Source organism: Mycobacterium sp. (genome assembly GCF_049281135.1).
Taxonomy (GTDB): Bacteria; Actinomycetota; Actinomycetes; order Mycobacteriales; family Mycobacteriaceae; genus Mycobacterium.
Window position 1 is genome coordinate 1 of the sequence record NZ_JBAPRN010000848.1, and the last position, 12640, is coordinate 12640.

12 protein-coding genes are annotated in these 12640 nt (G+C 65.5%); 4 read left to right on the forward strand and 8 right to left on the reverse strand.

What is annotated here, in order from left to right:
- Together WAN02_RS33770 and WAN02_RS33775 are read right to left on the reverse strand one after the other, a co-directional pair.
- Window positions 1-1929, reverse strand: a 1929-nt coding sequence (locus WAN02_RS33770; RefSeq protein WP_422269703.1) for an AAA family ATPase, incomplete at its 3' end; no start/stop codon positions are given.
- On the reverse strand, window positions 1926-3092 hold the full coding sequence (locus WAN02_RS33775) for a metallophosphoesterase family protein (protein WP_422269704.1): 1167 nt from the start codon (window positions 3090-3092) through the stop codon (window positions 1926-1928). The genes WAN02_RS33775 and WAN02_RS33770, both read right to left, overlap by 4 nt.
- Window positions 3093-3277: 185 nt before the next feature.
- On the opposite strand from WAN02_RS33775, the gene WAN02_RS33780 reads away from it, so the two are divergent.
- Window positions 3278-3784 carry a SixA phosphatase family protein gene (locus tag WAN02_RS33780; protein WP_422269705.1) on the forward strand — a complete coding sequence of 169 codons (507 nt, stop codon included), beginning with the start codon at window positions 3278-3280 and terminating at the stop codon, window positions 3782-3784.
- A 16-nt stretch (window positions 3785-3800) separates the two neighbouring features.
- Here the strand turns inward: WAN02_RS33780 and WAN02_RS33785 are convergent, their stop codons facing one another.
- The 3 genes from WAN02_RS33785 to WAN02_RS33795 all read right to left on the reverse strand — a co-directional run bounded on the left by WAN02_RS33785 (window position 3801) and on the right by WAN02_RS33795 (window position 5664).
- Window positions 3801-4403: a hypothetical protein gene (locus WAN02_RS33785; RefSeq protein ID WP_422269706.1), complete on the reverse strand. Its 603-nt coding sequence runs from the start codon at window positions 4401-4403 to the stop codon at window positions 3801-3803.
- A 158-nt stretch (window positions 4404-4561) separates the two neighbouring features.
- Complete coding sequence (locus WAN02_RS33790; RefSeq protein ID WP_422269707.1) at window positions 4562-5119, reverse strand: DUF3558 domain-containing protein; 558 nt, start codon at window positions 5117-5119, stop codon at window positions 4562-4564.
- Complete coding sequence (locus WAN02_RS33795; protein WP_422269708.1) at window positions 5116-5664, reverse strand: DUF3558 domain-containing protein; 549 nt, start codon at window positions 5662-5664, stop codon at window positions 5116-5118. Before WAN02_RS33795 ends, WAN02_RS33790 begins: the two co-directional genes overlap by 4 nt.
- A 137-nt stretch (window positions 5665-5801) precedes the next feature.
- Here WAN02_RS33795 and WAN02_RS33800 point away from each other — a divergent pair, with 137 nt between their 5' ends.
- Window positions 5802-7547, forward strand: coding sequence for an ABC transporter ATP-binding protein (locus WAN02_RS33800; RefSeq protein ID WP_422269709.1), 1746 nt, complete (start codon window positions 5802-5804; stop codon window positions 7545-7547).
- Window positions 7544-9442, forward strand: a complete 1899-nt coding sequence (locus WAN02_RS33805; protein ID WP_422269710.1) for an ABC transporter ATP-binding protein — start codon at window positions 7544-7546, stop codon at window positions 9440-9442. The genes WAN02_RS33800 and WAN02_RS33805 overlap by 4 nt, the downstream gene beginning before the upstream one ends.
- 166 nt (window positions 9443-9608) lie before the next feature.
- Here the strand turns inward: WAN02_RS33805 and WAN02_RS33810 are convergent, their stop codons facing one another.
- Window positions 9609-10166, reverse strand: a complete 558-nt coding sequence (locus WAN02_RS33810) for a hypothetical protein (protein WP_422269711.1) — start codon at window positions 10164-10166, stop codon at window positions 9609-9611.
- A gap of 71 nt (window positions 10167-10237) precedes the next feature.
- Window positions 10238-11347, reverse strand: a complete 1110-nt coding sequence (locus WAN02_RS33815; RefSeq protein ID WP_422269712.1) for an adenylate/guanylate cyclase domain-containing protein — start codon at window positions 11345-11347, stop codon at window positions 10238-10240.
- 40 nt (window positions 11348-11387) lie between these two features.
- Between WAN02_RS33815 and WAN02_RS33820 the strand changes: the two genes are divergently transcribed.
- The gene (locus WAN02_RS33820) at window positions 11388-11882 is read left to right on the forward strand and encodes a DNA-deoxyinosine glycosylase (protein WP_422269713.1); all 495 of its coding nucleotides are present in this window, start codon (window positions 11388-11390) and stop codon (window positions 11880-11882) included.
- On the opposite strand, the gene WAN02_RS33825 is transcribed toward WAN02_RS33820, so the two are convergent.
- A partial coding sequence (locus tag WAN02_RS33825) for an amidase family protein (protein WP_422269714.1) occupies window positions 11877-12640 on the reverse strand: 764 nt, incomplete at its 5' end. The two genes, WAN02_RS33820 and WAN02_RS33825, sit on opposite strands and share 6 nt — an antisense overlap.

The following is a 12640-nucleotide window of genomic DNA, read 5'->3' on the forward strand; positions in this document are numbered from 1 at the left end:
GCTGGCAGCGGTCTTTGCCGCTGACAAATCGGCCTCGGCAGTCGCGGTCAGCTTGTCATCGGCGACGGTGGCCCGCTGTTGGGTCAGCCGGTCAACGACCACCGCAAGCTCGGCGCGTTCAGTGACCAGCTTGTCCTGCAGACGTGTTGCCTGCGTGGAGACCTCGGTCAGCTTGCTCATCGCCAAGGCCGCGACGCGTCGGTGGGTTTCGCAGTCGGCGCCCGCTGTGACGCGGCCGGCTTCAGCCTCATCGAGTTCGGCGCGGGCAGTGCCCGGGTCGATGGTGATGTCGCCGGAAAACACCGGCAGGGAGCGCAATTCCGCCAACCGAGAGCGCAGTTCCTCGACATCATCGTCGCCGCACAACCCGGCCAGGGTCGCGGTGAGCTGGTCGCGGGCGCTCTGCAGTTCGCGGCGCCGCTGATCGGTGCTGCGCGCAGCGGCCAGATCGGCAGCCTGTGCTGCCGCCAGCGCTGCAGCCAAATCCTGTTGCGCCGTGGCGTATTGCGCTTGAATATCGAGCGCGGACATGCCCGGCGTGACTCGTGCGGTCACGATGCCGGGAATCTCGACCTCGGTAGTGACATTGGCCAGGGTCGACCAGGTTTCGCCGGCTGCCAGCGACACCCGTTGGTCGGCGATGACGAGTTCGATGTCGGTGGCAGTGACGAATTCGACCGTCGCCGACACCAACGCGAGTTGGCCCTCGGTGCGCTCGACGGCCGCGGCGGCCTTTTCAATCTGCCGGAGCAGGTCGTCGGTCATAGCGATTGTCGACAGCTCTTGTGCGATGCCGTCGCGGTCGCGAAGCGCGGCATCGATTTTCGCGAGCCTGCCCGCCAGTCGTTGTGTCTCGTCGCGGCGGGACAGCTCGTCGACCACGCGTCGAGTTGTCTCGACTCGCTGCTGGGCGCAGGCGAGGAGCTGGTTGGCCTGCTCGACGACGGCATCGGCCTCCGTGGCGACGTCGCGTGCCATTGCCTGCGCCTGCGCGGCCTCGGAGGCCTCGGCTTCCAGGGCCGCGACTGCGGCTGTGCGTGAATCGGTTTCGGTGCGCAACCGCGCCCGCTCGGTGAGCAAAGCGCTCGACGCCCCGCTGGTCGCGGTCGCGGCGGCGGCGATCAGCTCGGCTTCCCAGACCTGTTCGGTGAGTTGAGTTATCGCATCCGCGGCCGCTTGGGCGGCGGTCTGCCGCGCGTTGGCCGCCTGCTGACGCTGCGCCAGTTCGGCCAGCTCGACGGTCAGCGTGGCGTGCCGCTGGACACGATCGTCAACCTCGGCGACAGCCGCTGCGCATTGCGCGACTTCGGCATTGGCGGCCTCGAGCGCTTTGATGGCTGTCGTCCACTCCCCGGTAGGACGGCCGGTCGGAGTGAAGTAGCGGGCGTACTCGGTGTCGATCCGGTCGATCAGCAACGGTTCGGTTCCCGACAGCGCAGCCGCATCACCCGCTGCGACGTCGAGTGCCCGGGTCAGCGCGTCGCAGCCGGACAGATTCACCGCGTCAGTCGACGCGGACTGCAATACCCGTTGCGCACGCCACAATTCGGTGTCCACGGTCTCAGCCAACATGGCCTGCACACGGTCGTGCGCCTCGTCGCCGCTGTGCTGTTCGCGACGCGGCTCCAACACCGTCAGCAGAGTCTCGCATTTCTTGTGGAAGCGCTTGTGGTACACGAAACGGTAAGGACCCGTGCTAATCTCGGCGGTGACTTCCGATCCCACGTCAGCGTGGGTCGGCTTGACCTGCTTGACTTCTTTCTTCGTCGAACGGTCCCTGGATTCCAGCAGCAGATCCAGCGCCTCGACCATCGACGACTTGCCGATCTCGTTGGCCCCCGAGATCACGACCACTCCGTGATCGGGGAAGTCGATTTCGCGGTGCTCGATGCCGCGGTAGTTCTCAAGGACTAGCCGGTGCAGCTTCATGCCGCACCTCGACCCTGGTCCCCTTTGTCGGTCAACCGCAACAACAACGCCAGCGCCGCCTGCGCATCGCCTGCCGCGGCAACGTCTCCCACCCGTGCGACCTCGACCAGCTCCTCGACGGCGGCGGCGGCGAACCCGCCGATGCCAAGGTCGCTGAACTCGCCGTCGGCCGGTATCACCGCGAGATCGGTGTGGCTGTCCCACACCCGCAGCGAGGCGAACAGCCGCGAATACTTGTCCAGACAGGCGTCCAAGCCAGCGCGGTCGGTGACGGTCAAAGAACCAATCAAGGCCAGCCGCAACACCGTTCGGTCCTTGTCTGGCATCAGATCGAGATTCAGATCCAGGTCGGCGACGTCGCGGCTGTTGTCCACGTGACGGCTCAGCGTGCTGAACCGCCAGCGGCCCACTTTGGCGGGCTCGACGCTCAGCGGGTGCTGGGGGTCCGTCTCGTCGACGTCGACAATCAGCACATGACCGGGATCGGACTCCACGTCGTCGTAGTTGGTCACCTCCGGTGAGCCGGAGTACCACACTCGCCCAGTGCTACCCACTTCGGTCAATGAATGCTTGTCGCCGAGCGCCACGTAATGCACAGCGCCACGGCTTAGCGCATCCTCCACGCCGGCCAATCGGATCAGCGACGGCTTGGTGGGGTCGGGGTCGAGCACGTCGACGCCGCCGTGCGCGACCAGCACCCGAGTGGCTCCGTCAGCCGGCAGGCCGTCGAGCACGTCGGCGACCAGGTCTGTGGTCGGCCGTTTCGACCGCCAGGGCGCCGCGACGATCTGCAAGCCCGGCCGGATCTCGTGGACGCCGGGCTTGTCGAGCACGTGCACGTTGGCCGGGCATTCGGCGGTGAACAGCGCGCTGGTGTACACCGACGACGCATCGAGCGGATCGTGGTTGCCCGGCAGTAAATAGACGGGAATCCCGATGGCGCGCATGGCCTCCAGCGACTGGCTGATGATCTTCGGCGCCAGCTGGTTGTCTTCGAAGACATCACCGGCCACCACGACGAACTCGGCACCTACCTGTGCGGCCAGCGGACCGAGACCGGCGACTGCGTCGCGGCGGGCGGCCGAGTACTGCGGTTGGGCTTCGCCCGCGAGAAAGTGACGGGTCATGCCGAGTTGCCAATCGGCAGTGTGCACGAATCGCATTGCGGTCCCGTCCCTTCTACGTCGTGACCGGTCGGTGGATGACCGGGCATCGCGAGTTTAGAACCGGCCGCCGACAAGTCCGGGGACCTCGATCGGCAGGTCCGGCATTCATCGGAAGCCGTGAGACGCATACGTCACATCAGCCACATAAGTCCCGTCGAGCGGGCTGCCGTAACCTGAACCGGGTGAGCGACGACGACCGCACACTGGTGCTGCTACGACACGCAAAGTCGGCCTATCCCGAGGGCGTGGCCGATCACGAGCGACCGCTGGCAATGCGCGGTCAGCGAGAAGCCGGCCTGGCCGGTGATTGGCTGCGAGCAACCCTGCCGGCGATCGACGCAGTGCTGTGCTCGACGGCGACCCGAGCCCGTGAAACTCTGGCGCGCACCGGCATTGACGCACCGGTCCGGTACATCGAGCGACTCTACGACGCGACGGTGGGCACGGTGATCGACGAGATCAACGGCGTCAGCGACGACGTCGCGGTCTTGCTGGTGGTCGGCCACGAACCGACGATGACCGAGGTGGCCTTGGGATTGGCCAACCCCGACACCACCAACGCCGATGCCGCCGAACGCATCTCGACGAAATTTCCGACATCGGCAGTAGCGCTGCTGGGGCTGAACGGCAGCTGGACGGACCTCGAACTCGGGTCCGCCCAGCTAGCAGATTTCCACGTGCCGCGCTGACCGCGGCTACGACGGATTACTTGCAGATTTCGACGATCTTCTTGATCTTGTCGTCGAGGTTCTGACGCAGTTCGTCCTGTGCGAAATCCTGCGCACCGGCCAGATATCCGATGCTGAGTTCCTCGAGCTGGGTGCCCAGCGCGTTCGCGTTGTCCGCCAGGTCTTTCGGGGTCGCGGGTTCCGCGGCCACGCGGTCGCGCAGGAAGGCCCCGCCGTCGTAGAACGCGAATCGCTGAGCGGTAGCGACTGACAATGCACCGATCGGCCCGCCATTGTCCGGGTTCTTCAGGTGTGAATTCCTGACCACCGCGCGGTCCACGATCTTGAAGGTTTCACAAATGTGCTTCTTGGCGTCGCTGCGCTGCTGGTCGTTGTACTTGCCCGCGGCGGCCGCGCTCTCGTTCGGGAAGAAATATCCATAAGCGGCACCCGCGACGGCGAGAATCGCCAGCACCAAGGCTGCGAGGGTGCCCCACTTCGCGAACCTCGACGAACCTGCAGCGTGTGACGTGTGAGTGGTGGTCGCTGGCGCGGCCGCCGGCGTGGCCACAGGCTCGGCGACAGATTCGGTAACGTCCGCGGCTGCGGACGATGGCTCATGTGAAGGTGTTTCAGACATTGGTCGATCGTATAGGGCTCAACTATTGGCCCGTGACCGGTTCAGGTGTCAATAAATCATCTCGGCCAATCGCTTTGGCTGAACTATCCGCATTGCGGATACGAGAACCGGTGCGCTGGCATGTTCTACCAGCGCACCGAGTGTTCAGCGTTTCGATATCACGAATTGGTCGAGAGCGTGAGCTCCATGAGTTTGATGGCCTGCGCGCAGGCATCGATACCGGGTACCTGTGGATTGACCCACCACCCGACCACCCCCGCGGCGTCACTGGCGACACCGCACGAGCCGTTGGGGTCATTCGGCTTCATCACGATCGATGGCACGCCGGCGATTGCCCGGTTTTCGATTTGATATTTGAGGAACTCGGCGACCTTGCGCTCGTTGTCCAGGCTGCCCTGCTCGAACCAGAAACGAGTGATGTCGATCAGACCGCCGGGGTTGGCCGCCTGCCAACGGCAGATAGCGCCAACGAACGTGCTCTGAATGTCTTGGGGGTCGGCGCCCACCGTCTTGGCCAGCACGTCGGTGGTCAGTACCTCACACTCCTTTTGCAGGTTCGGGTACTGCTGCTCGGACGTGTTGTTGCGGGGCATATCACCTGCGCCCGCTTTCACCGCGGTACCGCCGACCGACCGGGTGCAGCCGGTGGATACGGACAATGCGGTGGCCAAGACGGCCACGCTCACCAGGACCCGACGACGCAGGGTGGCGCTCATTTGCCGTTCGCAATCGTTTGACGCGCCAGCTCTTTGGCGATGTTGCAGGCGTCGGGGTACGGCTTCTGGCTGAAGTTCACCGACCATTCGAAGAAGTCGTCGTTGAACTGGATCCCGACCTCGCACAGCGAATCACCCAGCTGCGGATCGTTGCCGACCGCGATGAATCCGCCGTGACCGCTGATGTTGATGTCTTCGACGCTGGACCGCGACAGCTCCTCGGTCTTGCGTTCGCGGCCGATCGGGCTCCCGCGATACCAGGAGAACGAGAAGTGCGGACCGAGAATCCCGCCGCCGGCCAGCCACTGGCAACCCACCGAATTCTTCGCGGTGTTGACCAGCCCGTTGATCTGCGTCAGCTTGTTCACCGTCTCGTCGCTGACGCCGCCGCACTGCGGAAAGGACGGACCATGACTCCCATTCCCAGACGCCTGCGCGGTCGACCCGGGCGACGACGAATTGTTGGAGCCGGAATCAGAGCACGCGGCCGCCATGGGAACCAGAGCCGCCGCCGTCAGGGCCAGCGCTGCCACGTTATGCCGCACCGCTACCCGCACCTTCTGGTGATCACAGGTTGCACTGTAGCGGCACCACCTTTGGGCAACCATTGCACACGCGGTGAGCTGTGGTTTCTGATCGAATCGTTCCGACCCGGCCACGGACGGTATGCAACAGTTATCTGATGCTCCTGGCCTTGCTACGCCGGTTCGTCCGGCCGTATCGATGGCTGGTCGCGGCGGTGATGACGCTGCAGTTGGTCAGCACCCTGGCCTCGCTGTACCTGCCGACGGTGAACGCCACGATCATCGATGACGGTATCGCCAAGGGCGACACCGGCACCATCGTCCGACTCGGGGGGCTGATGTTCGCCGTCACCGCTCTGCAGGTGCTGTGCGCAGTCGGTGCGGTCTACTACGGCTCCCGCACCGGCCTCGGATTGGGCCGCGATCTCCGTGCGGCGATGTTCCACCAGGTCACTTCCTTCTCTGAGCACGAGACGGCCCGGTTCGGGGCAGCGACGCTGCTCACCCGCACCACCAACGATGTCCGCCAGATCCAATTCCTGGCGCAGATGGGCACCACCGTGCTGGTCGCCGCCCCGATCATGTGTGTCGGTGGAATCGTGATGGCCATCCATCAGGACGCCGGCCTGTCGTGGCTGCTGCTGGTCAGCGTCCCGGTCCTGGTCGTGGCCAACTACTGGATCATCTCCAACACACTGCCGCTCTTTCGCAGAATGCAAAGGCTGATCGACAACATCAACCGGGTTATGCGCGAGCAGCTGTCCGGCGTGCGGGTGGTGCGGGCGTTCGCACGCGAGCCGTTCGAGCGTCAGCGATTCGACGAGGCCAACGTCGCGCTGTCCAACACCGCGCAAAGCGCGGGCAACTGGCAGGCGCTGATGCTGCCGGTCACCACCCTGACCATCAATTGCTCCAGCGTGGCGCTGATCTGGTTCGGCGGCTTGCGCATCGACAGCGGTCACATGCAAGTCGGATCGCTGATCGCGTTTCTGGTGTACTTCGCCCAGATCCTGATGGCCGTGTTGATGGCGACGATGACGGTGATGGTGTTGCCGCGGGCCGCGGTGTGCGCCGAACGGATCACCGAGGTGCTGTCGACCGACCCAGCCGTCCGCAGTCCGCAGAATCCGGTCCGGGCGTCTCTGGCCGATCGCGGAATGGTTCACCTCGACGGCGCTTCGTTCCGCTACCCCGGCGCGGATCGGGCTGTGCTGCAAGATGTCTCGCTGACTGCACTGCCTGGAACCACGACCGCCGTCATCGGTAGCACCGGCTCGGGCAAATCAACACTGGTGGCGTTGATTTGCCGGCTGTACGACGTCACCGGCGGCGCTGTGCGCGTCGAAGGTGTCGACGTGCGCGACCGTGACATCGACGAGCTCTGGTCCACCATCGGGCTAGTGCCCCAGCGCGGTTACCTGTTCTCCGGGACCGTCGCCGAAAACCTGCGCTACGGCAAGGCTGACGCAACCGAAGACGAGATGTGGGACGCGTTGCACATCGCAGCCGCCGACGAATTCGTAGGCCCACACGCCGACGGCCTGCAGATGCCCGTCGCGCAGGGCGGGATCAATTTCTCCGGCGGGCAGCGACAGCGGTTGGCGATCGCGCGGGCGGTGATCCGCCGCCCGGCGATCTACATCTTCGACGACGCGTTCTCCGCGCTCGACGTGCACACCGATGCCCTAGTCCGCTCCAGGCTGGCCGAGTTTGCCGCGGACGCGACCGTGATCGTCGTCGCCCAACGCATTTCGACCATCGTGGATGCCGACCAGGTGGTCGTCGTCGAAGATGGACGGGTGCTCGGTACGGGTACCCACGAATCGCTGCTCGCGTCGTCGCCCACGTACCGGGAATTCGCCGAATCGCAGTCGCTGGACGCCCAAGTAAGCGGTCCACGGTGACGACCACGACGCAGCGGGCGCCCGCTCCGCCAGCAATTCGACCCCGGGACTTCGGCGGCTCGTTGGTTCGCCTTGTGAAACTGCTTGCGCCGCAGCGGGGGACGGCCGTCGCAGTGACCGCGCTGAGCGTCCTCGGCACCGCCATCGGTGTCGTGGTCCCGCGCATCCTGGGCCATGCCACCGATCTGTTGTTCAACGGCGTCATCGGCCGGCGATTGCCCGCGGGGATCACCAAGGATCAAGCCGTCGCCGCGGCGCGGGCTCACGGCGACAACGCCTTCGCCGATCTGCTCTCCGGGATGCATGTGATTCCCGGCCACGGCGTCGACTTCGGCGCGGTCGCCCGCACGCTTCTGCTGGCCCTTGGCATGTATCTGGTTGCCGCGCTAATGATTTACGCGCAGGCCCGGCTGCTCAACGTGACGGTGCGGCGGACTCTGCAGGCGGTGCGCTCGCGGGTCGAAGACAAGATGCACCGGCTGCCGCTGGCTTACTTCGACACCCGACGACGGGGCGAAGTGCTCAGCCGGGTCACCAACGACATCGACAACCTTCAGACGTCGCTGTCGATGACCATCACCCAACTGCTCAGCGCGGTGCTGACCGTCGCGACGGTGTTGTTGATGATGGTCAGCATCTCGCCGCTACTGACCGGGATCACGCTGTTGACGGTGCCGTTGTCGGTGCTGGTGACCCGGGCGATCGCCCGGCGCTCCCAACGGTTGTTCGTGGCGCAGTGGGCCAACACCGGTCGGCTCAACGCCCACATCGAGGAGAGCTACAGCGGTTTCACCCTGGTCAGGACATTCGGCCAGCGGGCTCGTACCGAAGACGAGTTCCGCCGGCTCAACGACGATATGTACCACGCGAGCTTCGGCGCCCAGTTCATCTCCGGGCTGTTAGGGCCGGCGACGGCGTTCATCGGCAACCTCGGCTACGTCGCTGTCGCGGTGGTCGGCGGCGTGCAGGTGGCCACCGGACAGATCACCGTGGGCAACATCCAGGCGTTCATCCAATACGTGCGTCAGTTCAACGCGCCGTTGAATCAGGTGGCCTCGATGTACAACACGCTGCAGTCCGGGGTAGCCAGCGCGGAGCGGGTTTTCGAGCTGCTCGACGAGCCCGAGGAATCACCGGACCGCTCTGAGCCACTGCCCGTGGTCAATGGTGAAAAACCAACGGGACGAGTCGAATTCGACCGGGTCAGCTTCGGCTACCACCCCGGCACGCCGGTGATCGACAACCTGTCCTTCACTGCCCCGCCGGGTAGCACCGTGGCGATCGTCGGACCGACCGGGGTGGGCAAGACGACGCTGGTGAATCTGCTGATGCGCTTCTACGAGGTCGACGCCGGCCGGATCCTGATCGACGGCGTCGACATCGCGGACGTCAGCCGGCATTCGCTGCGATCCCGGATCGGGATGGTGCTGCAGGACACCTGGCTGTTCAGCGGGACGATCGCGCAGAACATCGCCTACGGACGGCCCGACGCCACCGACGACGAGGTGATCGAAGCGGCCACCGCGGCGTATGTGGACCGGTTCGTGCACACGCTGCCCGACGGGTATCAAACTCAAGTCCGCGATGGCGGCAGCAACATCAGCGCGGGAGAGAAGCAGCTGATCACGATCGCGCGCGCATTCTTCGCCCGCCCGCAACTGCTGATCCTCGATGAGGCGACCAGTTCGGTAGACACCCGCACCGAGCTGCTGATCGCCAAAGCGACTCACCAGCTACGCCGCGATCGGACGAGTTTCATTATCGCTCATCGCCTTTCGACGATCCGCGATGCGGACCTCATCCTGGTGATGGAGGCGGGCAAGATCGTCGAGCAAGGCAACCACGGCGAGCTGCTGGCCCGCCGTGGTGCCTACTATCGGATGACGCAGTCGTAGCGGGCCACTCTGGCCACACCAGCACCGTCTCCGGACCATGACCCTTTTTTCGAAAACGACGCGCATGCGATATCACCGTCGGTGGTGATATCACCCGTGGCTAAAAAACGAAAAACGAGGGCCACCTGGGAGAGCGACAGGTGAGACTGCTGAGGCTGTTGAGGTGCTAGAGCTCAGGCCCCTCGGCGCGTAGGTCGTCTACCGCGGACATCGCGTCGCGCAGCTTGGCCAGCCACTCGTCGGTGTGCTCACCGACCAGCTTGACCGACCAGGCCAGCGCATCGGAGCGGGACCGCGCCACGCCGGCGTCGACGAGGGTGTCGAGCACCTGTCGCTCCGGCTGCTTCAACCGGGTCATCACCGGAACCGCGATATGGGTGAACAAGACCTGCTCGTCGCCGACCTCGACGCCCCAGGAAACCTTGCGGCCGTAGCGGTTCTGCGCCTCGTCGGCGATGTTCATCCGCTCCGAACGCGTCTCCTCGCGAAATCGTGAGGCCCGGCCCGCCGCGTGCGCGTCGCTCTCGCCTTCCTCCGGGCCCGGCAGTTTCCCGATGACGGTGATCTCTTCGCGGTCGACGACGACAGTCGGGTCACCCGCGAACCAGGCGTCAGGCAGGCGTCCGGCGAACCAGTCCGCGGCGTCGCCGGCTTCGGGTTGACCGGCTTGCTGCCAGCCGCCGGGGCGGCCGTGGCGACGCCCATGTGCATGATGTTGTTTCATGCTTACATGATTACAGCGTTACAACAGTCGTCAAGGCCGTTTCACTCCCCGCGAACACCGCGATGGCGCGACTAGCTCTCGCCGCGCCGGGCGCGGTACAGCTTCACTTCGCTTTTGATGCCTTTGAGGCGTCGCGCACCGGCAAACGACCAGCTGAACCCCGCGTCGTCGCCGAGTTCATCCCACACCGACTCGGCGGCCAGCACCGCTCCTGGCCGGGAAGCTGCGGTCACCCGGCTGGCAGTGTTCACCGGGCTGCCGAACCAGTCGCCGGCCCGGCTCACCGCGGCACCCGATGCGATGCCCGCCCGCAATCGGGGAAAGTCGTTGTCGCTGTCGGTGATATCGACCAGCTTGAGCACGGCGTCCAACAAGGGCGCCGGTTCCGTGCAGACGAACATCACCGCGTCACCGATCGTCTTGATGAACCGCACTGGTGGAACCGCCACGTCACGAGCGAGATCGGCGAGCCGGTTGGCCAGCTGCCCGAGCTCTTCGGGCGGTACCTCCTCACCCAGTTGGGTGAAGCCGACCAGGTCGGCGAACGCGACGGTGATGTGCCGCGCCCCGGGGAGCGGCGCGCCCGCCGTCCGCTCGCCGGCGTTGACGGCCTCGGTCTCCATCATGTGCCGCAGCTGCATGAACAGCATGTCTTCGATCATCGGCCCGAGCAACGGCGTGATGCGGGACACTAGGGCGTGCGACGCCTGCGCGGTGTGCAGTTCGCTGGCACCGGGTTGCAGGATGGTCGACAGCGCGGTGTATCGCATCACTTCGGCGGCGTGTGAAAGCCCCTCGGCGAGAATCCGAACGACCTGCACTACCTCGTCGGGACGGATGCCGAGCTCGAGGAACTCCTTGGCGTGGGCGGCGGCGGCCCCGTCGGCGCGCAGATGCACGGCCGCGTCGGGGTCGTCGACTCGCACCAAGCCGATGGCGCGTTGCACGCGTTGCAGCAACTCCAGGTCAATGCCGTATTCGTCGCTGATCTCGCGCGTGGAGACGTAATCGCCGTCGTCGCCAATCAGCCGGCGGGACGCCACCAGCATCGGCACCGGCGACGCCCGGATCTCGTCGGCGGTGATGCCCTGCTCGAACAGCCACGCGATCAGCTCGGCGCGCTCCGCGCGAGCGCTGCCCTCCAGACCCTCGAGCAGCTTTTCGACCTCGGGCGCATCCACTCCGCCAACGTATAACGCGGCGGGGCATGATGTGCATCCGATGACCACGCCGCTTCTGGAGGGCTTCGCGCCCGTCGTCGACGACAACGCCGACCTGCTGATCCTGGGCTCATTTCCCAGCGTCCAGTCCTTGGCGACCCACCAGTATTACGGCAACCCACGAAATGCGTTCTGGCCGATCACCGCTGACCTGTTCGGCTTCGACGCGTCGGCACCCTACGAAACCCGTTTGGCCGCATTGCAATCGGCCGGCATAGCGGTATGGGATGTGCTGCACAAGTGCCGCCGCGCTGGCAGCTCCGATGCCAAGTTCGAGATGAAAAGCTTGGTGGCCAATGACTTTGGCAAGCTGTTCGCCACGCACCCGTCGATCAGCCGCGTCTGCTTCAATGGCCGCGCCGCGGAACGGCTCTACGCACAACTGGTCGACGCCGGCGATGCCATCGCGTATCAGCTGTTGCCGTCGACCAGCCCGGCCCGCGCCATGCCCGCGGGTCAGAAACTTCAGGCCTGGCGGGCTATCGCGCCGTCATGACACCGGCGGTCGCCGCTGCGCCCACGGTCGGGCGGCCTCGATCTGCCCGCTCAGCGACAGCAGCGTCGCCTCGTCACTCGGGCGGCCGACCAGCTGAATCGACAGCGGAACGCCGCCGCGATCGAGCCCCCACGGCACCGACGCTGCGGGTTGACCGGTCAGATTCCAGATCTCGAAGAACGGCACCCGCTGCGACACGAACAGCAGACTCGATATGCCGCCGCGGCGTTGGTAGGCCCCGATGCGGGACGGCCCGGTGGCGTTGCCCGGCGTGATGACGACGTCGACGTCGTCGAAGATCGACTGAATCCGCTTGGCCACCGCCGACTCTCCGGCGCGCACGGACGCCATCCGCTGATCGGAGATCATCGACCCGATGCGTGCCATGTTGCGGGTTCGCTTCTCCAGTCGCTCTTGATGCGGCATCACCCGCACGTCGTCGTAGATGCCCCGGAAATAGCGCGGCAGGAAGTTCGCGTAGACGGCCGCCGGCGGATAGTCCGGGTCGCGGACAACGACGTCATGCCCGAGATCGCGCAGCAATGCGCCCGCCTCGTCGACCGCGGCCCGCTGCTCCTTGCCGATCTTGGCGATCAGCGGCGGTGGAACTTTGGTGCTCAACGCAATTCGTAACCGGCCGGGATGTTTGGCCGCCGCGGCGACGAATCCGCCGGCTGGAGCCGGCATGGTCGTCGTCACGTCCAGAAACAGCGCGGCGTCTTGCACCGACCGGGCGATCGGGCCGTTGACGCTGAGGC